General features: G+C 68.2%; 21 protein-coding genes. 10 read left to right on the forward strand and 11 right to left on the reverse strand.

Features of this window, described 5'->3' with window-relative positions:
- The first annotated feature begins 76 nt into the window (after window positions 1-76).
- Complete coding sequence (locus CA951_RS17350) at window positions 77-3349, forward strand: arabinosyltransferase domain-containing protein (protein ID WP_087558015.1); 3273 nt, start codon at window positions 77-79, stop codon at window positions 3347-3349.
- A gap of 41 nt (window positions 3350-3390) precedes the next feature.
- On the opposite strand, the gene CA951_RS17355 is transcribed toward CA951_RS17350, so the two are convergent.
- From CA951_RS17355 to CA951_RS17365, 3 genes are all read right to left on the reverse strand, one after another.
- Entirely contained in the window at window positions 3391-3846 is a 456-nt protein-coding gene (locus CA951_RS17355) for a tellurite resistance TerB family protein (RefSeq protein ID WP_072944086.1), read from the reverse strand.
- 106 nt (window positions 3847-3952) lie between these two features.
- Complete coding sequence (locus CA951_RS17360; RefSeq protein WP_087558097.1) at window positions 3953-4597, reverse strand: DNA alkylation repair protein; 645 nt, start codon at window positions 4595-4597, stop codon at window positions 3953-3955.
- Between the two features lie 109 nt (window positions 4598-4706).
- Window positions 4707-5450, reverse strand: a complete 744-nt coding sequence (locus tag CA951_RS17365; protein WP_087558016.1) for a DUF429 domain-containing protein — start codon at window positions 5448-5450, stop codon at window positions 4707-4709.
- Between the two features lie 214 nt (window positions 5451-5664).
- On the opposite strand from CA951_RS17365, the gene CA951_RS17370 reads away from it, so the two are divergent.
- Window positions 5665-7080: a cytosine permease gene (locus CA951_RS17370; RefSeq protein ID WP_087558017.1), complete on the forward strand. Its 1416-nt coding sequence runs from the start codon at window positions 5665-5667 to the stop codon at window positions 7078-7080.
- Here CA951_RS17370 and CA951_RS17375 read toward each other — a convergent pair.
- The 4 genes from CA951_RS17375 to CA951_RS17390 form a co-directional block, all read right to left on the reverse strand.
- Window positions 7077-7995 (reverse strand): IS5 family transposase gene (locus tag CA951_RS17375; protein ID WP_256973187.1). Its coding sequence is split into 2 segments (ribosomal slippage): window positions 7077-7634 and window positions 7636-7995, totalling 918 coding nucleotides; the frame shifts between segments, so codons are not numbered across the junction. The two genes, CA951_RS17370 and CA951_RS17375, sit on opposite strands and share 4 nt — an antisense overlap.
- 38 nt (window positions 7996-8033) lie before the next feature.
- Window positions 8034-8438, reverse strand: coding sequence for a RidA family protein (locus CA951_RS17380; protein ID WP_005251231.1), 405 nt, complete (start codon window positions 8436-8438; stop codon window positions 8034-8036).
- Window positions 8439-8484: 46 nt separating this feature from the next.
- Window positions 8485-9234 carry an IclR family transcriptional regulator gene (locus CA951_RS17385; RefSeq protein WP_087558018.1) on the reverse strand — a complete coding sequence of 250 codons (750 nt, stop codon included), beginning with the start codon at window positions 9232-9234 and terminating at the stop codon, window positions 8485-8487.
- Entirely contained in the window at window positions 9231-10244 is a 1014-nt protein-coding gene (locus CA951_RS17390) for a sugar kinase (RefSeq protein WP_087558019.1), read from the reverse strand. Before CA951_RS17390 ends, CA951_RS17385 begins: the two co-directional genes overlap by 4 nt.
- Window positions 10245-10466: 222 nt before the next feature.
- On the opposite strand from CA951_RS17390, the gene CA951_RS17395 reads away from it, so the two are divergent.
- Genes CA951_RS17395 through CA951_RS17410 form a run of 4 tightly spaced genes read left to right on the forward strand, consistent with a single transcriptional unit; the run spans window position 10467 to window position 15499 of the window.
- The gene (locus tag CA951_RS17395) at window positions 10467-11789 is read left to right on the forward strand and encodes an amino acid deaminase (RefSeq protein WP_087558020.1); all 1323 of its coding nucleotides are present in this window, start codon (window positions 10467-10469) and stop codon (window positions 11787-11789) included.
- A 22-nt stretch (window positions 11790-11811) separates the two neighbouring features.
- Window positions 11812-13431 (forward strand): amidohydrolase family protein, encoded by a 1620-nt coding sequence (locus CA951_RS17400; RefSeq protein WP_087558021.1) that lies wholly within the window; start codon window positions 11812-11814, stop codon window positions 13429-13431.
- Window positions 13428-14057, forward strand: a complete 630-nt coding sequence (locus tag CA951_RS17405; RefSeq protein WP_087558022.1) for a bifunctional 4-hydroxy-2-oxoglutarate aldolase/2-dehydro-3-deoxy-phosphogluconate aldolase — start codon at window positions 13428-13430, stop codon at window positions 14055-14057. Before CA951_RS17400 ends, CA951_RS17405 begins: the two co-directional genes overlap by 4 nt.
- Window positions 14058-14086: 29 nt before the next feature.
- Window positions 14087-15499 carry a GntP family permease gene (locus CA951_RS17410; RefSeq protein ID WP_087558023.1) on the forward strand — a complete coding sequence of 471 codons (1413 nt, stop codon included), beginning with the start codon at window positions 14087-14089 and terminating at the stop codon, window positions 15497-15499.
- On the opposite strand, the gene CA951_RS17415 is transcribed toward CA951_RS17410, so the two are convergent.
- On the reverse strand, window positions 15496-16347 hold the full coding sequence (locus CA951_RS17415) for a spermidine synthase (RefSeq protein ID WP_087558024.1): 852 nt from the start codon (window positions 16345-16347) through the stop codon (window positions 15496-15498). The genes CA951_RS17410 and CA951_RS17415 overlap by 4 nt on opposite strands.
- Before the next feature lie 119 nt (window positions 16348-16466).
- Between CA951_RS17415 and CA951_RS17420 the strand changes: the two genes are divergently transcribed.
- A complete protein-coding gene (locus tag CA951_RS17420; protein WP_087558025.1) occupies window positions 16467-16793 on the forward strand; it encodes a hypothetical protein in 327 nt (108 codons plus the stop codon).
- Between the two features lie 44 nt (window positions 16794-16837).
- Here the strand turns inward: CA951_RS17420 and CA951_RS17425 are convergent, their stop codons facing one another.
- Window positions 16838-17914 (reverse strand): sorbosone dehydrogenase family protein, encoded by a 1077-nt coding sequence (locus CA951_RS17425; protein ID WP_087558026.1) that lies wholly within the window; start codon window positions 17912-17914, stop codon window positions 16838-16840.
- Window positions 17915-18076: 162 nt separating this feature from the next.
- Between CA951_RS17425 and CA951_RS17430 the strand changes: the two genes are divergently transcribed.
- Both CA951_RS17430 and CA951_RS17435 read left to right on the forward strand, forming a co-directional pair.
- Complete coding sequence (locus tag CA951_RS17430; RefSeq protein ID WP_179220224.1) at window positions 18077-19477, forward strand: DUF2252 domain-containing protein; 1401 nt, start codon at window positions 18077-18079, stop codon at window positions 19475-19477.
- A gap of 9 nt (window positions 19478-19486) precedes the next feature.
- Window positions 19487-20299: an IclR family transcriptional regulator C-terminal domain-containing protein gene (locus CA951_RS17435; RefSeq protein WP_373413909.1), complete on the forward strand. Its 813-nt coding sequence runs from the start codon at window positions 19487-19489 to the stop codon at window positions 20297-20299.
- Between the two features lie 4 nt (window positions 20300-20303).
- On the opposite strand, the gene CA951_RS17440 is transcribed toward CA951_RS17435, so the two are convergent.
- Complete coding sequence (locus CA951_RS17440; protein ID WP_087558028.1) at window positions 20304-21182, reverse strand: shikimate dehydrogenase; 879 nt, start codon at window positions 21180-21182, stop codon at window positions 20304-20306.
- A 25-nt stretch (window positions 21183-21207) separates the two neighbouring features.
- Window positions 21208-22563 carry a shikimate transporter gene (gene shiA / locus CA951_RS17445; RefSeq protein ID WP_087558029.1) on the reverse strand — a complete coding sequence of 452 codons (1356 nt, stop codon included), beginning with the start codon at window positions 22561-22563 and terminating at the stop codon, window positions 21208-21210.
- Window positions 22564-22820: 257 nt separating this feature from the next.
- On the opposite strand from shiA, the gene CA951_RS17450 reads away from it, so the two are divergent.
- A complete protein-coding gene (locus tag CA951_RS17450; RefSeq protein ID WP_087558030.1) occupies window positions 22821-24236 on the forward strand; it encodes an amino acid permease in 1416 nt (471 codons plus the stop codon).
- Window positions 24237-24238 lie beyond the last annotated feature (2 nt).

Genomic DNA, 24238 nt, shown 5'->3' on the forward strand with positions numbered 1-24238 from the left:
CCTTTCCTTCGCTAACCATCGGCGCAGATGGGTACTATCCGACGTCGTGACTGACAGCAGGCTGGAATCGGCGAATGTGTCCAGAGACGACTCGGACGAGTCGCCGATCGGGAGCTCGCCCCAGTCGTCTCCTCTCGGCCGGTCGGTCCGCTCCGCCCGTCTCCTCGCCATCGTCGCGTCCCTCTTCGGGGCGCTGCTCACGCTGTCGCTCCCGTTCCTTCCGGTCGAGCAGGACAGCGCGACCCTCACCTGGCCGCAGAACGGCAGCACCGGAAGCGTCGAGGCACCGCTCGTCTCCTACGCGCCGCTGAGCCTCGACGTGCGAATTCCCTGTTCGACGGTCGGCAGTCTCGCCGACCGCGGCGGGCTGCTGACCTCCACCGCCCCCGCGGGTGCCGCCGACGCCGCGAGGTACGGACTGGTCGCGAAGGTGAATCCGGCGACCGCGGACGGTCCTGCCGGCGTCGAGGTGGTGCTACGAAACAAGGTGTTGCTGTCGTCACCGCTCGACCGATTACCCGCCGACTGCACGCTCGTGGTGTCCTCGGATCCGACGCGGACCGCCGCCGGATTGGTGACGGCAGGCCAGGACGCACCGACCGTCGTCGACGGCGACCTCCGCCCGCAGATGGTGGGCATCTTCAGCGACCTCGACGGTCCGGTGCCCGACGGCCTGCAGGTGACCGCGCAGATCGACAGCCGGTTCTCGTCGACGCCGTCGACGATCAAGTTCGTGGCCATGGTGGTGGGTGCGCTGGCCACCATTCTGGCGCTGGTGGCGCTGCACCGTCTCGACAACGTGGACGGTCGCCGGGCCCGCCGATTCCTGCCCACCCGCTGGTGGTCGTTCGGGGCCGTCGACGCCGTCGTCCTCGGCACGCTGGTGCTGTGGCATTTCATCGGCGCCTCCACCTCCGACGACGGCTACCAGTTCAACATGGCCCGCACGTCCGAGGCCGCGGGCTACATGGCCAACTACTTCCGCTGGTACGGCGTCCCCGAGGCGCCGTTCGGGTCGCCCTATTACGACGTCCTCGCGGTGCTGGCGAACATCACCCCCGCCAGCCCGTTCGTGCGCCTGCCCGCGTTGCTCGCCGGCATCGTCGCGTGGCTGGTGATCAGCCGCGAGGTCGCGCCGCGACTCGGTGCCGCCGTCCGGGGCAACCGGCTCGCGCTGTGGACGGGCGGGCTGGTGTTCCTCGCGTTCTGGCTCCCCTACAACAACGGTCTGCGGCCCGAACCGATCGTCGCGGTGGGTGTGCTGCTGACGTGGTGTTCGGTGGAACGCGCCGTCGCGACCCGGCGGCTGCTGCCCGCCGCGGTGGCGATCCTGGTCGGTGCGGCCACGCTGACCGCGGGCCCGTCCGGGTTGATCTGCTTCGGCGCCCTCGTCGCCGGCGCCCGGCCGATCCTGCAGATCGTGATCGCGCGGGCCAAGACCGTCGGCTATCTGGCACTGCTCGCGCCGCTCGTCGCGTCGGGCACCGTGATCCTGGTGGCGGTGTTCGCCGATCAGACCCTCGCCGCCGTGATGGAGATGCAGCACGTGCACGCCATCGGCCCCAACGTCCCCTGGTTCGACGAGTACCTCCGCTACCAGTACCTGCTGAACATCTCCGTCGACGGTTCGCTGTCGCGCCGGTTCGGTGTGTTCGTGATGGTGCTGTGCCTGGCGGTGACGGTGCTCGTGATGCTGCGCAAGGGTGGCCGGATTCCCGGAACCGCGACGGGACCGTCGCGGCGGCTCATCGGCATCACGCTCGCCGCGATGGGGCTGATGATGTTCACGCCCACCAAGTGGACGCACCACTTCGGCATCTATGCGGGTCTCGCGGGGTCGCTCGCCGTCCTGGCGTCCGTGGCGGTGAGCACCGCGGTCGTGCGCTCGCCGCGCAACCGCGCCCTGTTCGCGGCCGCCGTGCTGTTCCTGCTGGCGATGTGTTTCACCAGCACCAACGGGTGGTGGTACGTGTCCAGTTACAGCGTCCCGTGGTGGGACAAGCCGGTGTCGATCGGCGGCCTCGGAGCGGGCACGATCCTGCTCGGCGCCACCCTGGTGATGCTGCTGATCGCGGCGTGGTGCTACTTCCGCGAGCCCTACACGCGCAACGAAGCCGTGCGACGACGCCGGGTGTGGGCGCTCCCGCCGCTGACGGTCGCGGCCGCCGCGATGGTGCTGTTCGAGGTGCTGTCGATGGCGAAGGGCGCCGTCGCGCAGTACCCGGCGTTCTCCCTCGCCCGCTCCAACGTCGACGCCGTCACCGGCGCGCCGTGCGGCCTGGCCAACGACGTCCTGCTCGAAACCGATCCCAACGCGTCACTGCTGCAACCACTGTCCGGTGACGCGGCGACCACCCTCGCGGGCACCGGCAGCGTCGGCTTCAGCCCGAACGGTGTCGCCGGAGACCTGAGCGCCGACGAGGAATCGTCGGATGCGGGTGTCGCCAACTCCGTCAAGACCGACAACACCGAGCAGACGGCGTCGAGCAACGCCGCGGGCACCGGCGGCGGCGCCGGCGCGGTGGGGGTCAACGGCAGCGCCGTGGCATTGCCGTTCGGACTCGACCCCGCGCGCACCCCGGTCCTCGGCAGCGACGGCAGCGACGGCGACGCGTCGCTGACCACCGGCTGGTACCGACTGCCCGGTGCCGAATCGGACACCGGTGCGGGTGACCTCGTCTCCATCGCCGCGGCGGGTCGCATCCGCTCCGTCGACGCGGACGGCGTCGTCACCTACGGCCAGAACCTCGAGGTGGAGTACGGCACCGCGCAGCAGGACGGCACGGTCGCGGTGGGAGGACGGGTGACGCCGATCGACATCGGCCCGGCGCCGTCGTGGCGCAATCTGCGTGTTCCGCTCGATTCCCTGCCGGGCGATACGGACGTCATCCGGCTGGTGGCCTCGGACACGGACAGCGATCCGCAGCAGTGGCTGGCGGTGACACCGCCGCGGGTTCCGCGGACGCAGACACTGAACGCCGTGATCGGATCCGAATCGCCCGTCATGATCGACTGGGCTGTGGGCCTTGCGTTTCCGTGCCAGCGGCCGTTCGATCACCGGGCCGGTGTCGCGGAGGCGCCCGAGTACCGGATTCTCCCGGACCGTCCCGGCGCGATCATGACCAGCCTGTGGCAGGACCGGTACGGCGGCGGCCCTCTCGGCTGGATCGAGATGACCTGGGCGAGCCGAACCATACCGTCGTATCTGAAAAACGACTGGGACCGCGACTGGGGCGGAGTGGAGCAGTACTCCCCCCTCGACACCGGTGCGACGGCCGCGGAGATCGACACCACCCAGACTCAGCGTTCGGGACTGTGGAATCCGGCGCCGATCATCACCGCCTACTGAGCGTCGGTGACGCGCCCGCACCGGGCGCGTCACCACTCACCTCAGAGTTCGAATTCGGCCGGCGCGATACCGACCGCGAAACAGGCGTCGCGCACCACGTTTCGCTCGTTCTGGTCGAAGTTGCCGTCGGCGCCGCCGATGACGATGCCGATCTGGATGACGGCCCGAGCCTGATCCTGCTTGGTCTTCAGTTTGGCGATAGTGGCGGTGGCCTCGATCTTGCCGAACTCGAAATCAGACTGCAGCTTGCTGCAGTACCAGTCGAACTTCTGGCTCAGCTCGTCCGACGGGAACACACTGAGCGCCTCATTGCTGGTGATCAGCCCCGCAGTCTTCTGCCGCTCGGACGGGTCGATGGTGCCGTCCGCTGCGGCGATGAGAGCGCACATGGCCATGGAGGCGTTGGCGAACTCCTTGTTCTGGAACTGCGCAGTCTTGGTCTTGAGCTGGCCGTTCATCTCGAACGCCTTTGCCTTCAGCTGATCCCAGAAAGCCATTGGACTCCTTCTTCACGTGCCCACGCACGGTGCGTGTGGTGTCCAATTTGCCAGGTTTCGCGCGCGGACGTCGCCGCGGTCGGTCTACCAGCGCAGTCGCACGCGGTTAGTTCTGCGTCTGGCGGCGGACGATCTCGTTGATCCAGATCGGCGCGTACGGGGACGTGCAATTGGGCGGGGTCGGGTAGTCCTTCAGGACTTCGAGGCGTTCGCCGATGCCGATCGCGCGGGCCCGAAGGTCGGGGTGATGGATGCCGATGTTGGCGAGGCATTCGTTCATGGCCCACTGCAGGCGGTCCGGCGCGTCCTTCATGTGCGCCTCGATCAGGTCGAGGAGTTCGGGCAGATCGAGGTCGCCGGAATCCTTCGCCACGCGGTCGCTGGTCAGCGCCCACCCCGCGCTCGCGACAACCGGGTCGGCGTCGGCGAACCACGCGACGCGCAGTTCCTCGACGTGCGGGCTCTTCTTGACGACGTAGCTGACGAGCCAGACGTGCACCTTGGGGACGCGGGCGTCGCGGAGCATGGCGTCCAACTCGGACGCGGCGTACGCCTTGGGGCGGCAGATCAGGATCGCGACGAGACGGGCCGCGGTGTCGCCCGTCCCCCACAGTTCGCCGGCGAGGTCGTGCTGGGTCTCGAGACTCTTGGCGACCGCGCGCAGCTTGGTGAGGTTGACCCCGTGATCGTCGCCGTGGCGTTCGTTCACCGCGCGGATCTTCGGATCTTCCAGGGCCGCCAGTTCCGCCATCACGTCGCCGACACTGGCCTGCGGTACCGCACGAGTCGCCACAACGATCTCCTCTCCTTCTCCGCCCGACGTCGCGCCCAGCTTACGTCGGGCCCCTGTCGTGACCCTTTCACGGCCGCAGCGACTGCAGGTCCGCCGTCGGCACGTGAATCCACCCCTCCCGCTCGGCGACGTCGCGGTCGCCGCCTTCGGGTAGCGCCGTGCGGCCGAGGGCCGCGGCCCGCGCGATGACGGCGGCCAGCACGGCATCGAGGGCGTCGTCCGATTCCCGGCAGATCGTCTGGAATGCACCGAGATCCATCCAGTCCGCGGCCGCGAGGAACGCGTCGACCAACTCCCCCAGCGTCACCCGGTTCTGCACGCTCTTGTATCCGCGCGACACCAGCCCCCAGGTGCGCAGCGCCGCCGCCGGATACGCCTCCACCACCCGGCCGTCGACGCGGCCGACGTCGGCGCCCAGGTCGCCGAGTTCGGCGAGGATGCCGGCGCAGCGCAAGGCGACGTGCGCGATGAGGTCCGCCGACACGCTGAGCGGTGCGATTCCCGTCGCGGCCTGCACCACGAGGTCGGTGCGCCGCTTGGTCAGCGGACGACGTCCCTCGCGGTTCGCGAGACCGCCGGTCGCCGGCAGTCGGCCGGCGTGGTGCTCGGACACCATCCGGACGAACGCGTCGGGCCAGCCGAACGGTGCGTCGATGCCGGCCCTGTCGCACGCCAGGACGGCCTCGGCGACGGCATCGTTCCCGACTCCCAGCCGGATGGACTCGACGCGGGCCACCCCGTCGGACCAGTCGACGACGGCCATAGCCGTCTTCTTCGGCTCGGCCGCCAGGTCGACTCCCACGGTGCGCACCGGACCAGGCTAGACCGCGGCCGGGAATCGGTGCTGACCTGGCGTTACGGTTACATTCGGGTTACCGCTCGCGGCGGTTTCCGCTCCGACCTGCCGAATCTGCGGAAGTGATGCAACGCATCAGTTAGTTGTTCTGTACAGATTCAATACCTCCGACCATTGTGGTCTGCACTACTCGACCACAGGGCGCACATGCGCACCGTTCGGAGGATTGATGCCCGACAACCACATCGCCCCGATGCTGGAGAAGCACACCATCGGGTTCGTCCCGGAATCCGATCGCCACGGCAAGGTCCGTGACCTGTTCACGTTGTGGTTCGGCGGCAACCTCGCGCCGCTCCCGATCGTCACCGGCGCCCTCGGGCCCAGCCTGTTCGGACTCTCGCTGTGGTGGAGTCTCGTCGCGTTCGTCGTCGGACACCTCGCCGGCGGCGCGCTGATGGCGCTGCATTCGGCGCAGGGACCCCAGATGGGGATCCCCCAGATGATCCAGAGCCGCGGACAGTTCGGCACCTTCGGCGCGCTCATCATCGTGGTGATCGCCGCCGTCATGTACCTCGGTTTCTTCTCGTCGAACATCGTCCTGGCAGGCCAGTCGATGCACGGGATCGTCGACGGCATCCCCGTCGACGTCGGGATCGTGGCCGGCGCCCTCGGCTCCGCCGTCATCTGCATCATCGGCTACCGGTTGATCCACATCCTCAACCGCATCGGCACCTGGGTTCTCGGAATCGGGATCCTCGTGGGGTTCTTCGCCATCCTGACCGGCGACCTGCCGTCGGACTTCCTCACGCGCGGCGACTTCAACTTCGCCGGGTGGCTGGCCACCGTGTCGCTCGGTGCGCTCTGGCAGATCGCGTTCGCGCCCTACGTCTCCGACTACTCGCGGTACCTCCCCAAGAACGTGGGCGTCCCGTCGACGTTCTGGGCGACGTACCTCGGCTGCACCCTCGGCTCGTTCCTCGCGTTCGCGTTCGGCGCGGTCGTCACCCTCGCCGCACCCGTCGGCATGGGCACAATGGACGGCGTCAAGGCCACCACCGGAAGCCTCGGCAGTGTCATGCTGGTGCTGTTCCTGCTCAGCGTGATCAGCCACAACGCGCTGAACCTCTACGGCGCCGTCCTCGCCATCATCACGTCGATCCAGACGTTCCGAGCGCGCTGGATTCCGACCGCCCGCGCCCGGGTGATCCTCTCGACAATCATCCTCGTCGCGGCGTCCGTCGTCGCCATCGCGCTGTCGGCCGACTTCGTCTCGCACTTCGTCGATCTGGTGGTCGTGCTCCTGGTGGTCCTGGTGCCGTGGACGGCGATCAACCTCATCGACTTCTACATCATCCACAAAGGTGTCTACGACCTCGACTCGATCTTCCGTTTCGACGGCGGCATCTACGGCCGGTTCAACTGGACGGCCATCACCGCGTACCTGCTCGGCATCCTCGTCCAGATCCCGTTCATGGCTACGTCCCTCTACACCGGGCCGGTGTCGGCGTTCCTCGGTGGCGCCGACCTGTCCTGGGTGGCCGGGCTGGTGGTGACCGGACCCATCTACCTGCTCCTGGCGCGTCGCGGTCCCGGCCGCTCCGCCCGCGCGTACGCCCCCGGCACGCGTGAGCCCGCACGGCTCTAGGACATGTCTCCCAATAGTTTGAGCCATTCGACGATGCCGGCGAGGAGGAATCCTGCCCGGTAAGTCAGGGCAAGCTTGTCGTACCGGGTTGCCACCGCTCGCCACTGTTTTACCTTGTTGAAGGCCCTTTCCACCACGTTGCGGCCCTTGTACGACTCGGCATCGAAGTTCGGTGGCCGCCCGCCCGCGCTGCCCTTGTTCTTGCGGTTGGCCACCTGATCGGACTTCTCGGGAATGACCGCCTTGATGCCCTTGCTGCGTAGCAGTTCTCGATTGGCCTTGGATGTGTACGCCTTGTCGGCACGGACCTCGTCCGGGCGCGTGCGGGGTGCGCCGCCACCGATGCGCGGCACGCAGATGCCGTCGAGGAGTGGGCCGAACATCGGGCTGTCGCCGGCCTGGCCAGGACCCACCAGCACCGACAACGGACGTCCGTCGCCATCGCACGCCAGGTGAACTTTGCAGGTCAACCCGCCGCGGGACCGGCCGATGCCGTGATCGACCGGTTCGTCAAGCAGATTTGTGTAATTCGGCAGATCCCCCTGTGTCACGCGCGGCGTTGGCGCCGTGCTGGTGCACCCGCACCACGGTGGAATCCACCGACACCGCCCAATCCAGGTCGCCACCGGCATCGGCCATCGCGGCCAGGGCCATGAGTACCCGATCCCATGTTCCATCCCCGGCGTAGCGTCGATGCCGCTTCCACACCGTCTTCCAGGGGCCGAAATGCGCAGGTAGATCCCGCCACGGGAGCCCGGTACGCAGCCGGTAGAGCATCCCCTCCACCACGAGCCGGTTATTCTGGAACTTCCGCCCCCGCAGCCCATCCGAACTGGGTAACAGCATCGCAAGCAACGCCCACTGCTTCTCGGTCAACACTTGATATCGATCCGTCACCTCTGTCACAGCAAACATGCTGCCGCACAACATCCCAAATCATTGGGAGACACGCCCTAGCCGGTCACTGCCAGCGCGTCGATCTCGACGAGCATGACCTCGTGCGGGAGATCGACGAAAACCGTGGTGCGGCACGGCAGCTGACCACTCGGGACGTTCTCCGCGATGAACTCGCCGTACACGTCGTTCATCGCCGCGAAGTCGTCCCGGGTGGTGAGGTAGACCCGGAACATCAGCACGTCCTCCACACTCGCACCGCCGGCCTCGAGGATCGCCTTGACGTTCTCGAGAGTACGGCGGGTCTGCTCGCGCACGTCGCCTTCGGCGATGTACTTGTTCGTGACGGGGTCCATCGGGCCCTGCCCCGACACCTGGAGCATGTTGCCCTTCTTGATGCCCTGGCTGAACGTGTGCGCGGGGGCGGGGGCGCCTTCGGTGCGGATGACGGTGGTGTCGGACATATCGATTCTCCTGTGTGTCGTTACTTTTCGGGTGGACGGGGGACGGTCAGGGCTGGGCGCGGTATCCGCAGTCGCGGGAGATCCGCGCCCCCACGGCCTGGAGGGGTTCGAGCAGGTCGAGGACGCGTTCGTAGCTGAGGACGACGTCGGGCACCGAGACCGAGACAGCGGCGACGACGCGACCGGACGCGCCGCGGATGGGCACTCCGATGCAGTTGACGGACGGCTCGTTCTCCTCCTGGTCGTGCGCCCAGCCCTGCTCGCGGACCAGGCGGATCTCCTCGAGGTAGCGTTCGGGCGTCGTGATCGTGTTGGCCGTGCGCGACGAGAAGTCCATCGAGTCGACGACGGTCCGCAGTTCCGAATCCGGCAGGTCGGCGAGGATCACCTTCGCGACCGCGGTCGAATTGAGATTGGCGCGCAGCCCGATTCGCGAATACATCCGGATCTGATCGTGCGATTCGAGTTTGTCGATGTACACCACGTCGCCGCCTTCCATCGCCGCGAGGTGCGTGGTGCGCCCGTATTCGCGGTTGAACGCGACGAGGTGCGGTGACGCGATGCGCCGCACCTCCCGCTGATCGGTGGCCTGTGCGGCGAGTTCGAAGATGCGGGATCCGAGGTGGTACTGGTTGCTGTTGTCGCGGAACGTGAACCGCTCGTCTGATAGCGTTCGCAGCAGCCGGAGCACCGTGGTCTTGTGGACTCCGGTCGATTCGGCCAACTGGTCGAGGTTGGCGGGGCCGTTGCCGAGTTGCACCAGCAGGTGCAGGGCGCGGGAGACACTCTGACTCATCCGTTCACTCCACTTCCTCGGAGGGCGAAGCCGTCGGCGGTGACGCTCGTTGCCGCCCAGTCCGATTCGGAACAGTGCAGCAGCGCGTCGAGCAGAGCGGCGGGCGGCGGGGGCGCCGAGTCGGCGGCGACGGTCAGGGTCGCGGCGGCACCGATGTGCCCGCGGCGCAGGCAGCGCGCCTGATCCTCGCCGCGCACGACACCGCTGAGATATCCGGCGGCGAACGCGTCGCCCGCGCCGACGGGTTCGACGACGTCGACGCGGAGCGCGGGAACGGCGATGCTGCGACCACTGCGGTCGACGGCGAGGGCCCGGTGCGCGCCGTCCTTGACGACGACGGTGGCGGGCGCCGGCAGGATCAACCGCAACTCGTGCGGATCCGCGGTGCCCAGCACGCGCAGGGCCTCATCCGCGCCGACGAGCACCAGATCGGCGAGATTCGCCAGTTCCACGACCATCCGCGGGTCGCCGTCCGGCCACAGTTGTTCACGCCAGTTGACGTCGAAGCTGACGACTCCGGAGATCCCCGGCCTGTCGCGGAGCAGTCTCCGCATCAGCGCGAGGCACGAATCGGACAGGGCCGGTGTGATTCCGCTGCAATGGACCACGGCGGCGCGGCCGAACAGTTCCGCGACCGCCGGCCGGTCGAGGAATCCGGGGTCCATGGCCGACGCCGCCGAACCCGCCCGGGAATACAGGCTGTCGGTGCGCGGCTCGCCGTGCTCGTCGAGGGCGGTGGTCTTCGAGTAGTGACCGGTGGGCCGCGCGGGATCGACCTCGATCGCACGGCCGTCGACACCCCGCGCCTGCAGTTCGGTGCGGATGAGGGTGCCGAAGTCGTCGTCGCCGAGTCGTCCGACCCAGGCGGCCGGGACACCGAGTGCGGCGAGTCCCGCGGCGACGTTCGCCTCCGCGCCTGCGAGGTGGAGTGTCGAGTCCGGGGCCACCAGGACCATCGCCTCACCGAGGCACGCGACACCGGACTCGGGGGTGGGGGTCGATTCCTGCACTTCTTACCTCTGCGACTGCTCGGACCGGCACGGCGGTTGGGTTTCGAGAGCCCTCGCCGCGGTGATGCGTGCCGCATCGGACCGTTGACGATGACCCAGCCCAATGCTAGACATAGGAGACGCAAAAACGCAATCACCGTTGCATAGAGCGCAACGTAGCACTTCACGGCCCTTCTTTTGAAGCCGGCCAGCCCCACAGAACCCCGAACGACAGGATCGACCATGACGATCAGCGGAACGGACGCACTCGATTCCGGCGCCTTGGCGGAGCTCGACGAGCTGCGCCTGTCCGACGTGGACAAGGCCCTCCCCTCCGCGGCGAACGGCCAGACCAAGGCCGAGTTCCTCGCCACCCGGCCGAGGCTGTCCGCGTTCAGCACCCCGGTGATGGTGCTCGACGAGACGGCCATCGCCGGCAATCTCGACACCATGGCGGCGTGGTGCCGGGCGCACGGAGTCGACCTCGCTCCACACGGGAAGACGACCATGTCCCCGGTGCTGTGGGACCGGCAGATCCGCGGCGGCGCGTGGGGGATCACGCTCGCGAACTTCGGGCAGCTCCGGGTGGCGGTGCGATTCGGGGCGCGCCGGGTGCAGATCGCGAACTCGCTCGTGGACCCGACCGCCCTGCGGTGGCTGGCCGAGCAGATGGAAGCGGACCCCGAACTCGAAGTCCTGATGTGGGCCGACTCCCCGCAGACGGTCGACGCGATGACCGCGGCACTGGCGGACGTCACGGTGGTCCGGCCGCTGCCCGTGCTCGTCGAACTCGGCGGAGAGGGAGGGCGCACCGGTGCACGATCGGTGGACGAGGCCGTGGCGGTCGCCGAACGAATCGGGGAGAGCCCCGCACTGCAATTGGCCGGCGTCTCCGGCTACGAGGGGGCACTCGCCCACGACGCGTCCGAGGAGTCCCTCGCCCGGGTCCGGGCGTACCTCCGGTCGATGGCCGAACTGCACCGCCGGCTCGAGGCCGAGGGGCGCTACCCGGAAGGTCGGGACGTCTACGTGACCGCAGGCGGCAGTGCCTATTTCGACGTCGTCGCGGAGGTGCTCGCCGAACTCGCGGGTGGCAGAACCAAAGTGGTGGTCCGCGCCGGCGCGTACATCATCCACGACGACGGCTTCTACACCGGGATCACCCCGTTCGGCCGCGGCGGAGACGAGCAGGAGCGTCACCTCACGTCGGCGATGCACACGTGGGCCCGGGTGGTGTCCCGCCCCGAGCCGGGCCTGGCCCTGCTCGACGCAGGCAAGCGCGACGTCCCGTTCGACGAGGGACTGCCCACCGCGCAGGCCGTCGCCGGCGCGCTCGGGGCGGCGCCGCAGCCCCTCGTCGGCGCCGAAGTGACCGCCGTCAACGACCAGCACGCGTTCCTCCGGCTCGATCCCGCACGGCCCGAACACGATCTGCGCGTCGGAGACGTCGTCCGGCTCGGTCTCTCCCACCCGTGCACCGCCTTCGACAAATGGCGGTGGATACCCGTCGTCGGTGACGACTCCGACGATCCCGTCGTCGTCGACCTGATCCGCACCTTCTTCTGATCCCCCGCCGAGGACTCACACCATGACCACTCTGATCCGTTCCGCCACCGTCGTCGACGGGTCGGAGGCGCCGAGGTACCGCGCCGACGTGCTCGTCGACGGAGACCGGATCGCCGATATCCGGCCCGAGGCAGATCACTCCGCGACCGAACTCCCCGCCGCGGATCGTGTGATCGACGCCGACGGCCTGGTGCTCGCGCCCGGATTCATCGACATGCACGCCCACTCGGACCTGCAGATCCTGCTGAACCCCGAGCACCCGTCGCGGATCACGCAGGGAGTCACCACCGAGGTACTCGGTCAGGACGGACTGTCCTACGCACCGGTCACCGACGACGTCCTCGCCGTGGTCCGGCGCAAGATCGCGGGATGGAACACCGATCCCGAGGGCTTCGACTTCTCCTGGCGGAGCGTGGGTGAGTACCTCGACAGGCTCGATCGCGGGATCGCCACCAACGTCGCGTATCTCGTCCCGCACGGGGTGGTCCGGGCGCTGGTAGTGGGCTGGGACGATCGCCCGGCGACGCCGCCGGAGATCGCAGAGATGCAGCGGATCGTGGCGCAGTCCATGGTGGAGGGCGCCGTCGGGTTGTCCGCGGGGCTGACCTACACGCCGGGGATGTACGCGGACAACGAGGAATTGCTGGCACTGTGCCGGACCGTCGCCGAGTACGGCGGCTACTTCTCCCCGCACCACCGGTCGTATGGCGCCGGCGCCATGGAGGCCTACGCCGAGATGGTGGACCTGACGTCGCGGGCCGGGTGCGCGCTGCATCTCGCGCACGCCACCCTGAACTTCGGACCCAACAAGGGCCGCGCCCCGGAACTGCTGGCCCTGCTCGACTCGGCCGTATCCGACGGTGCGGACATCAGTCTCGACACCTACCCGTATCTTCCCGGCGCCACCACGCTGTCGGCGATCCTGCCGAGTTGGGCGTCGGCGGGCAGCATGGAGCAGACCCTCGACCGGCTCCGGGATCCCGTTGCCCTCGAACGCATCCGGGAGCATCTCGAGGTCACCGGATCCGACGGCTGCCACGGCGTGATCGCCGAGTGGCACACCCTCGAGATCAGCGGCGTGCAGAACCCGGAACTCGACGCCTACGTCGGGAAGACGGTCGCGGACATCGCCGCCGAGGAGAACCGCGACCCCTTCGACGTGTGCATCGACATCCTGCTCCGCGACCAACTCGGCAGCGGCATTCTGCAGCACGTCGGGCACGAGGAGAACGTGCGCGCGATCATGCAGCACCCCCGGCACACCGGCGGCAGCGACGGACTGCTGGTCGGCGCGAAACCGCACCCCCGCGGCTGGGGAACGTTCGCACGCTACCTCGGACACTACTGCCGCGACCTCGGCCTGATGTCCCTCGAGGAGTGCGTCGGTCACCTCAGCGGCCGCGCCGCGACCCGGTTGCGGCTCGTCGACCGCGGATTCGTCCGGCCCGGATACGCCGCCGATCTGGTGCTGTTCGATCCGGACACGGTCGGCGACACCGCGACCTACGCCCGGCCACGTCAGGCTGCGGCCGGTTTCTCACACGTATTCGTCCGCGGCCGCCTCGCCCTCGAGGACGGCCGCCTCACCGGCGCGACCGCCGGAAGAGCGTTGCGCCGCGAAGAAGGAGGAGCAGTCCGATGACCGAGATCGACATTCTGCGGGCCGACCGGGTCCTGACGGTGGTGCGCGCGGAGACCATCCCCGACGCCGCCGACCTGTGTCACGCGCTCGCCGAGGGCGGGATCCGGACGGTCGAGTTGACGTTCACCACCCCCGACGTGCTCCATCACCTCGGCCGCGCCGCCGACGCCGCCGCCGCGGCGGGCAGCATCCTCGGCGTCGGAACCGTGTTGACCGGCGACCAGGCCGCGGCCGCGATCGACGCCGGCGCCCGCTTCCTCGTCACCCCCGGCATCCGCCCGGACGTCGCGAAAGTCGCCACGGGACGGTCGATTCCCGTCTTCCTCGGCGCGTTCACCCCCACCGAGGTGGCGATGGCCGTCGACCTCGGATCCGCCGCGGTCAAGATCTTCCCCGCCAAGCGACTCGGCCCCGGCTACCTGTCCGACCTGCACGGCCCGTATCCCGGCGTGGAACTCCTGCCGTCGGGCGGGATCAACGATGCCAACGCCCGCGAGTTCCTCGATGCCGGCGCACTCGCCGTGTGCGCGGGCACCAGCGTAGTCCCACCGTCCAGCGTCGCGGCAGGCAACTGGACCGACATCACCGACCGCGCCCGCGCGTTCGTCACCGCGCTCTCGGCCTGAGCACCCTTCCCCTTCTCCCTGGAGACGCAATGACGTCGTTCGTCGACTGGCTGCAGCACGACACAGCCGGACTCCTCACTCTTGCAGCGATATCCATCGCCGTGCTGCTGGTCCTCATCATCAAACTCAAGCTCGAGCCGTTCATCGCCCTGATCGTCGTCGGCGTCGGCGTCGCTCTGATCGCGGGAGTGTCGGTGGTCGAACTGGTCGGCACCCCGACGTCGGCGGCCGACTCCATACTGGAGAAGGGCTTCGGCGGGATCCTGGGGCACATCACCCCGATCATCGGCCTCGGCACCGTCCTCGGCGCGATGATGGAACGCTCGGGCGGCGCCGACGTGCTGACCGAGCGTCTGCTGAAGTTGTTCGGGCCCAAGGGCGCACCGCTGGCGATGGGTGTCACCGGTCTCGTGCTCGGCATCCCCGTCTTCTTCGACATCGGCATCTTCATCCTCGCCCCGCTCGTGTACGTGGCGGCCAAGCGCGGCGGCAAGTCGCTGGTGATGTACGCGATGCCGATGCTCGCCGGCCTGTCCATGACGCACGCGTTCCTGCCCCCGCACCCGGGCCCCGTCGCCGCGGCCGGTCTGCTGCACGTCGACATGGGCTGGATCATCATCATGGGTCTCGCGTGCGGTATCCCCGCCTGGTTCGTCAGTGGCGTCGTCTGGGGTACCTGGATCGGCAAGCGCGTGATCATCGAGGTGCCGGACGAGTTCATCCCGGAGGAGCCGGACGAGTTCAACCCGGAGGAGAAGGAAGCGGACAGGAACCGGCCGCCGCTCTGGCTGATCTCGTTCATCATCCTCGTGCCGATGGTGCTGATCCTCGGCGCGACGGTCGGCAACGTGGTGCTCGACGAGGGCACCGCCCTGTCGGTCCTGATCTTCCTCGGCACCCCCACGATCGCGTTGACCATCGCCGTCCTGCTGGCGCTGTACCTGCTCGGCATCCGCCGCGGAATCTCCGCGCAGGAGATCGGCGGCATGTCCGCGGCCGCACTGAAACCGGTCGGCATGATCCTGCTCGTCGTCGGCGCAGGCGCGTTCTTCGGTGCGGTCCTGCGCGCCACCGGAGTCGGGCAGGCCCTCGCCGATTCGATGGACGCCCTCGGGCTTCCGGTCATCCTGTCCGCGTACCTGATCAGCTGTGCACTGCGCATCGCCCAGGGTTCGGCGACCGTCGCCATCGTCACCACCGCAGGCGTCATCGAACCGTCCATCGCCGCGGGGAACTACACCTCCGCGCAGATCGCCCTGATCGTCATCGCCGTGTCGGCCGGATCCATCATCGCCAGCCACGTCAACGACGGCGGATTCTGGATCGTGTCACGGTATTTCAACATGTCGGTGAAAGACACCCTGAAGACGTGGACGGTGCTCGAAACCATCCTCTCGATCGTCGGCTTCGCGATGGCCTCGCTGATCTGGGTGCTCGTCTAACTGCCGGACTCCGCGTCGCGCAGCACCCGCGCCGCCCCGGCGAACGTCCGCACCTGCCCGTCGTCCCACACATGCGCGGGCACACCGCCGCCCAGCAGTGTGCGGACGAGGGCGGGGTCGTCGCCGATCGGCACGTCGCTGCCCGCGATCACGATGTTGCCGTACCGGCGGCCCTTCAGCATCGCGGGATCGGCGATCACCGTCGTGTGCGGGAACACGCTGCCGATGGTCGCCGCCTCCCGGCGTGCGAGGACGAGGTCGCGGGTGTCGCCGCAGTTCACCACGTAGATCCCGCCGGGTGCCAGCACCCGCCGCACGTGCCCGGTGAACTCCGTCGTCGTCAACGATGCCGGAGTCGTGTTGCCGGCGAACACGTCGCGAACGATCAGGTCGCGGCTCGACTCCGTCAACGTCTCGGTGACCGCCCGCGCCTCCCCCACCCGCAGTCGCAGCAGCGGGGCCCGCGGCAGGTCGAACCAGTCGCGGACCAGTTCGGCAAGCTTGCCGTCGAGTTCGACCACCACCTGCCGGGCGTCCGGATAGCGGGCGGCGAGATGTCGGGCGAGCGAGCAGGCGCCGCCCCCGAGGTGCAGGGCACGCACCCGCCGATCCGTGCTCCAGTGTGAGGCGACCAGTTCGGCGATCCACCGCATGTACTCGAAATCGAGATACGTGGGGTCCGACAGGTCGATGTGCGAACTCTCGACGCCGTTCACCTTCAGCACCCAGCCGTGCGGGTTGACGTTGTCCACGGCGAGTTCGCACGTCCCCGTGTCGATCGGGTACACGCCGGGCACCGGACCCCCGTCGGATGTCCGGGCAGCCCGACCGCCGCGCTGCCTGCCCATCGTCCGTCGTCCCTACTGCTCGCGCCGCCCACTCGCGTCTGCTGCGAGAATCGTCCTCCCACGATACCGGTCGCCGTGCGGGTGCCCTACCGTGGAGATGCGCACGAGAAGGGAAGACGATGGAACCTCAGGAAGTCGACTTCGCGCACACCGAGGGCGCGGCGAAGCGGCGACGCGAGAAGGCGATGGGACTCGCACGGTACGTGTGGGATCGCGGGATCAGCGGTCAGGAACTGCTCGACCTCACCGACAGCACGCTGCGCAAACTCGCCCGGGCGGCCGGGTCCAACCCGCCGAGCACCATGGAAACCTGGCTCACCGTCGTCGAACTGCTCGAGCAGAAGACGGACTGGGCGCAGCGCCACCCCGACCATCCCGCCGCCACCCCGGCGCACCGCGACGAGAAGATCATGTGGGTCACGCCGCCGGTCCAGCCCTGGACGTGACCGCCCCCGTGAGTACTTGTTAACCGCCGGCGGTTAAGAAGTACTCACGAGATCTCTAGTATCTGGTCGTCGGACTCCCCCGGATCGCCGCGGCCGTCGCGGTTGCTGGTGCTGAACCAGACGGCGCCGTCCGGTGTCGCGACGACGGTCCGCAGCCGCCCGTATTCGCCCTCGAACAGCGACTGCGGTTCACCGAGCGCACCGTCTGCGCCGACCGGGATCCGCCACAGTCGTTCGCCGCGCAGCGCCGCGACCCACAGCGCGCCGTCGTGGAAGGCGAGACCGGACGGGGACGCCTCGCCGGTGGACCATTGGATCACCGGGTCGACGAAGCCCGCCTCGCCTGCCCGTCCCTCGACCTCCGGCCATCCGTAGTTGCCGCCGGGTTCGATCAGGTTCAGCTCGTCCCAGGTGTTCGCGCCGAACTCGGTGGCCCACAGCCTGCCGGCGGCGTCCCACGCGAGGCCCTGCACGTTGCGGTGCCCGAGCGACCACACGGGTGATCCGGGAGTCGGATTGTCGGCCGGGATCGATCCATCGGGGTCGATGCGCAGGATCTTGCCGCCGAGCGAGGACGGGTCCTGGGCGCGCGGCCGGTCGCCGGCTTCACCGGTGGCGACGTACAGCTTGCCGTCCGGGCCGAACGCGATGCGGCCGCCGTCGTGGATCGATCCGGCGGGGATGCCAGTGAGGATCGGGGCCGGCTCGCCGAGGCCACGACCGTCGAAGCTGAGGGAGACCACCCGGTTGTCGTCGCCGGTGGTCAGGTATGCGTAGATCGTCCGATCCGTCGCGTAGTCGGGCGAGACGGCCAGGCCCAGCAGTCCCGATTCGCCCTGCGCCGACACACCGGGCACCTCGCCGATCACGGTGGTGCTCCCGTCCGCCTGCAGGTGCCGGATGGCGCCGCTGTCCCGTTCCGCGATCAGCGCCGTCCCGTCCGGCAGAAACGCTATCCCCCACGGCACGTCGAGATCGGACGCGACCACGGCCGGCTCGCCTGCGGACGGCGCGGCGGCCGCGCCGGTCGGCGACACCTGCGCCGAACTCCCCTCGGACTGGCAGGCCGCGCACGCGACGACCACCAGTGCCGCGGTGGCCGCGCAAAGTCGCTGTCCCATGGATGTCCTCCCGTCACGCGACCTCACCCTGTCCATACTCCCCCAGGTGAGTGGCAAAGTGTCTTCGAGCACGCAATGCCACTCACATGGGGAGGTGACGGCCGGCAGCCCTCGCCCTCGAATATTGCGCAGCAGGCGGCGGCCGGTGCCTAGACTCGAACCATGGCCACGTCTTCCCGAGCCGGTAGGACCACGGTGATCGATGCCCGACGTTCGGCCGGTAAGGCCGCACGCGAATCGCTTTCCCGCAAAGCGCAGGGCGCATTCGCCCTTCCGGAGCGCGACCCGGTGGCGGTGATCGAAGAGCAGAACACCACCCGGCTGCAGTCCCTCGTGCCGATCCGGGTCGGACGGATGCTCGAGTCACCGTTCGCGCTGTACCGCGGGTCGGCCGCGATGATGGCGCACGATCTCGCCGACTCACCGGTCACCGGGTGTCAGGTCATCGCCTCGGGCGACGCGCACCTCGCGAACTTCGGGCTGTTCGCCTCACCGGAACGCCGGATGCTGTTCGACCTCAACGACTTCGACGAGGCATATCCGGCACCGTGGGAGTGGGATGTGCGCCGGCTCGCCGCGAGCGTCTGGATCCACGGGCGCGCCAACTCGTACACCGAGCCGCAGTGCGCCGACGCCACGGGCGCCGCCGTCCGCTCGTACCGCAACACCCTGAGGACACTGTTCCGGCTGACCGCCACGGAGCGGTACTACTTCCAGGAGGAGACGGACGTCCTCGAGCACGACGCGGGCGCGCAGCAGCAACAGATCCGGGCGGTCACCGAGAAGGCCCGCAAGCGGACATCCGACCAGGTCCTCCGGAAGCTGACCACCATGGAAGCGGACGGCAAGCCGTACATCGTCGACCAGTTCCCCGTCATCCGACATTCGACGAAATACGACCTGGACCGCATCACCGAGTTGTACCGCTTGTATCTCGACACCCTGCGCGCGGACGTTCGACTGTTGCTGACGCAGTACGAGGTGGTCGATTACGCGATGCGCATCGTGGGTGTGGGCAGCGTCGGAACCCGCTGCTGGTTGCTGCTGTTGCAGGGACCGGCAGGCGAGCCGCTCTTCCTGCAGGCCAAGGAGGCACCGCGGTCGGTTCTGGAGACGCACGGGAAGGTCGCGACCGCACCGGACTCGATCATTCGCGCGGTCGCGGAGAAGGGCCAGGGCTCCCGCGTCGTCGGCGCGCAGCGAATTCTCCAGGCGCAGTCCGACCCGTTTCTGGGGTGGGTTCGCGACGTCGAGGGCGACGACGGACACCGGCGCGACTTCTACCTGCGGCAGTTCCGCGACATGAAGGGGTCCGTCGACCTGCAGACCCTGGAACCGGCGCAGTCGGTGAGGTATGCGGCACTGTGCGGGACGATGCTCGCCCGCGCGCACAGTCAAAGCCCCGGATCAGCGTTCGTCGCCGGATATCTCGGCAACGGGGACACGTTCGACCTGGCGATCACCGCCTGGGCCCGCCTGTATGCGGACCAGTCCGAGAAGGATCACGACGCGCTGCGGGCGGCGGTGAAGTCGGGGCGGCTTCCCGCGGAGACCGGTCTGTAGACCGGTACCATGACGGCGTGTGCGAAACAGGTGGCTGCTGAGGTGGCCGAGCAGCCGGCATCGGGTGAACGGTACTTCCTCGAGTCCCTGGACCGCGGTCTGAGCGTCCTCGAATGCTTCGACGAGGAGCACCGGGAGCGCACCCTCAGTGAGGTGGCGCAGAGCGTCGGGATCACCCGCTCCACGGCGCGCCGCATTCTGCTCACTTTGGTGGACAAGGGTTTCCTGCGTCTCGACGGCCGCAACTTCTCGCTCACACCCCGGGTGCTGCGGTTCGGTTTCTCGTATCTCGCCGCGCTGCGACTGCCGCAGGTCGCCGATCCGCACATCGAGGCTCTCGCGAAGGAACTGGGCGAGACCATCTCCGTCACCATCCTCGACGGCCCCGACGTGGTGTACGTGGCGCGGGTCCGCTCACCCCGGATCATCCGCATCTCCATCACAGTGGGCATGCGCTTCCCCGCGTACGCGACGTCCACGGGGCGGGTGCTGCTGGCGGGTCTGTCGGCCGACGCCTTCGACGACTACCTGAAGACCACCACGTTCCAGTCGTTCACCCCGCAGACGATCTCGGACGCCGACCAACTGCGCACCGCGGTCGGGGAGGTCGCCGCGGACGGCTGGTCGATGTCGGAGAACGAACTGGAGGTCGGCATCCGCGGTGCGGCCGTTCCCATCCGCGACCGGACGGGCGCCGTCGTCGCCGCCCTCAACTCCTCGCTGCAGGGCACGCAGTACACGCGCGACGACGTCGAGGCGACGGTCGTGCCGAAACTCGTCGCGACGGCGGAGCGGATCGGTTCCGACCTGTCGTTGGGCTGACCGCCTACGCGGCGCGCAGGGACTGCTGCTCGACGAGCGTCAGCACGTGCGCGTACATGCGCTCGAAATCCGGTGTGACACCGGTGAACAGCTGGAACGCGTCGGCGGCCTGGAAGACGTTCATGCCTGCGCCGCCGAGGGTGGGTGCACCGAGCGCGCGGGCCGCCCGGATCAGTGGCGTCTCGATCGGCCGGTAGACCACGTCGGCGACCCACAGGTCGGGGCGCAGCAGTTCCACGGGGACGGGGGTGCCGGGGAATCCGACCATGCCGATGGGGGTGGCGTTGATCAGACCGGACGCCTCCGCGAGCGGCCCGGCGATCTCCGATGCCGGGACCGCGTCGACGACACTGCCGGGAAACAGTTTTCGCATCGTGTCCCGGCAGTGTTCGGCACGGTCGAGGTCGACATCGGTCACGGTGAGGTGCCCGGCGCCCCGGGTGAGCGCCGAGTAGGCGACGGCGACCCCGGCGCCGCCGGCCCCGATCTGCACGACCCGGTCGAGGCTCGCACTCGGCAGTTCGCGGCCCAGGCTGCTGCCGAATCCGGTCCAGTCCGTGTTGTGTCCGACGGCCCTGCCCCCGGTGAACACGACGGTGTTGACGGCCTCGAGTCGGGCTGCGTCCGGCGACAATTCGTCGAGGTACGCCATCACCTGCTGCTTGTAGGGGTGGGTGACGTTGAGCCCGTCGAACCCCCACTGCCGTGCGAGGTCGATGATGCCCTCGACGGTGGCGGCCGCTCCGTGCAGACGCTCGAGGTCGAGGAGGCGGTACACGTAGTTCATGCCCTGCGCGTGCCCTTCGGCCTCGTGCAGTGCGGGCGAGAACGAACCGTCGATCCCGTCTCCGATGAGTCCGCAGAGCACCGACTGTGCTGCCATGACCGTCGCCTCCTCGTCTACCGGCTCAGTGCGCGTTCTCGAGCTTCGCGGCCGTGGCGGCGTCCGCCGCGTCGGCACTCGAATCGGGTTGAAGTCGCCACGCGATCAGGGCGCTGACGACGCAGCCGCCTGCCAGGTACACGGCCACGAGGTGCCAGGACCCGCCGCTCGCGGTGACCAGGGCCGCTGCGATGAACGGGGTGAAGCCGCCGCCGATCGCGCTGGCCACCTGGTATCCGACGCCTGCACCGCTGTACCGGTATTCCGCCCCGAACATCTCGGTGAACAGCGGCTGCTGCACGCTGACGACCATGTCGTGCGAGATGTTGACGAGGAGCACGGCCAGGATGACGGTGCCGATCATCGATCCGTGCTCGAGGAAGATGAAGAACGGGAACGCGCACACCGCGCCGATCAGTGCGCCGAGGATGTAGACGCGGCGACGGCCGTGCTTGTCGGACAGCCAGGCGAACAGCGGGATGGTGCCGATGCCGACGGCGCCGACGAGCAGACCGACGTTGAGCATGAAGTTGCGCTCCATCCCCAGTTCCTGGGTGGAGTAGCTGAGCGCGAACGTGGTCACGATGTACATGGAGAACAGTTCGGCGAAACGCAGGCCGATGATCTGGAGGAACGCCTTCGGGTGGTTGCGCAGTGCCTCGACGAGCGGGATCCGCTTCTTCTCCTCCGGGTTCGCCTCTTCGACCTTCTCTACCTTCTCGACGAAATCGGGGCTCTCCTGGACTCCGGCGCGGATCCACAGACCGATTCCGACCAGGACGACGCTGGCGATGAACGGAACACGCCAACCCCACTGGCTGAACGCGTCCTCGGTGGTCAGGTTGCTCATGAGCATGACGAATCCGGTGGCGAGGATGAGTCCGACCGAGTATCCGACCTGCACGCCGCTGCTGTAGAACGCCTTCTTCTTCGGCGGCGCACTCTCGACGGCCATCAGCGCGGCCCCACCCCACTCGCCACCGACGGCGAAGCCTTGGATGGCGCGCAACGCGACGAGCAGGGCCGGCGCCCACCAGCCGATCGACGCGAAGGACGGCAACAATCCGATCAGGGCCGTGCTCGTGCCCATGATCAGCACGGTGAGGATCAGCATCCGCTTGCGTCCGATGCGGTCGCCGTAGTGGCCGAACACCACGCCGCCGAGCGGGCGGAACAGGAATCCGACGCCGAACGTCGCGAACGCGGCGAGCGTTCCGATCGCCGGGCTGACGTTCGGGAAGAACTCCGAGTTGAAGACCAGTGCCGCTACCAGGCCGTAGAGCAGGAAGTCGTACCAATCGATGACCGCGCCGACGAAGCTGCTCAGCGCTGCTCTGCGCGCCTGCTTCTCGGCCGCCGGGGTGAAGGCGTGATCGCTCATTCCGATGTCCCGTCCAGGTTGGTGCCGGACCTAGCCGTTCGTATGCCGAACGCGTGTCCGCTGATTGAATAATGTGACGGTAGCCATAGCGTTTCCGCGTTGTCAAGGCCGCGCAGATGCGTGGGTACTGCCGTTTCGTCTATCCCACCCGCCCGAAATTCACCGAATCGGCAGTTCCGCGGCCGCACTGACTCGTCCACACTTTCTCGAATCAGCGACGCACATCACATCCGGAGTAGCGCCGAAGGGATTTCTCCATGTCAGGAACCACCGATCCACAGCTTCAGCACACGCTGAAGAAGCGGCACCTCTCGATGATCGCTATCGCGGGGGTGATCGGAGCAGGCCTCTTCGTGGGCTCCGGGGTCGCGATCCGCGAGACGGGCCCCGGCGTTCTGGTCGCCTACGCACTCGCCGGCATCGTCGTCATCCTCGTGATGCGCATGCTCGGCGAGATGTCGACCGCCAACCCCGAGACCGGTTCGTTCTCCGCGTACGCGGACCAGGCGATCGGCCGCTGGGCGGGATTCAGCATCGGCTGGCTCTACGCGTGGTTCTGGATCATCGTCCTCGGCATCGAGGCGACGGCGGGCGCCGTCATCATGAACCGCTGGGTCCCCGACGTCCCGCAGTGGAGTTGGGCACTGATCCTGATGGTGCTGCTCACGCTGACGAACATCGCGTCCGTGAAGTCGTTCGGCGAGTTCGAGTTCTGGTTCGCGTCGATCAAGGTCGCGGCGATCGTCATCTTCCTGGGGCTCGGCATCCTCGCGATCTGCGGGTTCCTGCCCGGTGTCGAAGCACCCGGACTCACCAACCTCACCGGGCACGGCGGGTTCTTCCCCAACGGGGCCGGTGCCGTGTTTGCGGCAGTGCTCGTGGTCGTGTTCTCCTTCTTCGGCGCCGAGATCGCCACCATCGCGGCCGGTGAATCCGCGAACCCCGTCGCCGCGGTGCGCAACGCCGTGCGGTCCGTCGTGTGGCGCATCCTCATCTTCTACATCGGGTCGATCGCCATCGTCGTGACGCTTCTCCCCTGGGACGACGCCTCCGTCGCGCTGAGCCCGTACGTCGCGGTCATGGACTCGTTCGGCATCCCGGCGGCAGGCAACATCATGGACGTCGTCGTGCTCACGTCCGTGCTGTCCTGCCTGAACTCCGGCCTGTACACGGCGAGCCGCATGATCTTCTCGCTCTCCCGTCGCGGCGACGCCCCGGCCTCGCTGGCGAAGATCGGGTCGTCGGGCGTTCCGCGCCAGGCCGTGCTCGTCTCGACGGTCGTCGGATTTTTGACCGTGGGTCTGAACTTCCTGTACCCGGACACCGTGTTCCTGTTCCTCGTCAACTCGTCGGGCGCGATCGCCCTGTTCGTGTGGCTGGCGATCTCGGTGTCGCAGCTGCGCATGCGGCGCCGCCTCGAGGCGGAGGGCAAGGACCTCACGCTGAAGATGTGGCTGTTCCCATATCTGACGTGGTGCACCATCGCCGCCATCATCGTGCTCTGCATCGGCATGCTCGTGCTGCCGGAGACCAGGAGTCAGATGTACGTCTCAATGGGACTCGCCGCCGTCGTGGTCGGAATCGGGATCTACCGTCAGCGGACCCGCCAGGTCACCGACGAGGCGCCGGATCCCACGACTTCCGACGAAGAGACGGTCGACGTCCGCCTCTGAAC

The sequence above is a fragment of the Rhodococcus sp. NCIMB 12038 genome (genome assembly GCF_002165735.1).
Lineage (GTDB): Bacteria > Actinomycetota > Actinomycetes > Mycobacteriales > Mycobacteriaceae > Rhodococcus_F.

Excerpts from the sequence above, each read along its gene's own strand:
- CA951_RS17355 (WP_072944086.1), bottom strand. The coding sequence starts at position 3,846 with ATGGCTTTCTGGGATCAGCTGAAGGCAAAGGCGTTCGAGATGAACGGC.
- CA951_RS17360 (WP_087558097.1), bottom strand. The coding sequence starts at position 4,597 with ATGGCGGAACTGGCGGCCCTGGAAGATCCGAAGATCCGCGCGGTGAAC.
- CA951_RS17370 (WP_087558017.1), top strand. The coding sequence starts at position 5,665 with ATGCCCGACAACCACATCGCCCCGATGCTGGAGAAGCACACCATCGGG.
- CA951_RS17380 (WP_005251231.1), bottom strand. The coding sequence starts at position 8,438 with ATGTCCGACACCACCGTCATCCGCACCGAAGGCGCCCCCGCCCCCGCG.
- CA951_RS17385 (WP_087558018.1), bottom strand. The coding sequence starts at position 9,234 with ATGAGTCAGAGTGTCTCCCGCGCCCTGCACCTGCTGGTGCAACTCGGC.
- CA951_RS17395 (WP_087558020.1), top strand. The coding sequence starts at position 10,467 with ATGACGATCAGCGGAACGGACGCACTCGATTCCGGCGCCTTGGCGGAG.
- CA951_RS17400 (WP_087558021.1), top strand. The coding sequence starts at position 11,812 with ATGACCACTCTGATCCGTTCCGCCACCGTCGTCGACGGGTCGGAGGCG.
- CA951_RS17405 (WP_087558022.1), top strand. The coding sequence starts at position 13,428 with ATGACCGAGATCGACATTCTGCGGGCCGACCGGGTCCTGACGGTGGTG.
- CA951_RS17410 (WP_087558023.1), top strand. The coding sequence starts at position 14,087 with ATGACGTCGTTCGTCGACTGGCTGCAGCACGACACAGCCGGACTCCTC.
- CA951_RS17415 (WP_087558024.1), bottom strand. The coding sequence starts at position 16,347 with ATGGGCAGGCAGCGCGGCGGTCGGGCTGCCCGGACATCCGACGGGGGT.
- CA951_RS17420 (WP_087558025.1), top strand. The coding sequence starts at position 16,467 with ATGGAACCTCAGGAAGTCGACTTCGCGCACACCGAGGGCGCGGCGAAG.
- CA951_RS17425 (WP_087558026.1), bottom strand. The coding sequence starts at position 17,914 with ATGGGACAGCGACTTTGCGCGGCCACCGCGGCACTGGTGGTCGTCGCG.
- CA951_RS17430 (WP_179220224.1), top strand. The coding sequence starts at position 18,077 with ATGGCCACGTCTTCCCGAGCCGGTAGGACCACGGTGATCGATGCCCGA.
- CA951_RS17435 (WP_373413909.1), top strand. The coding sequence starts at position 19,487 with ATGACGGCGTGTGCGAAACAGGTGGCTGCTGAGGTGGCCGAGCAGCCG.
- CA951_RS17440 (WP_087558028.1), bottom strand. The coding sequence starts at position 21,182 with ATGGCAGCACAGTCGGTGCTCTGCGGACTCATCGGAGACGGGATCGAC.
- shiA (WP_087558029.1), bottom strand. The coding sequence starts at position 22,563 with ATGAGCGATCACGCCTTCACCCCGGCGGCCGAGAAGCAGGCGCGCAGA.
- CA951_RS17450 (WP_087558030.1), top strand. The coding sequence starts at position 22,821 with ATGTCAGGAACCACCGATCCACAGCTTCAGCACACGCTGAAGAAGCGG.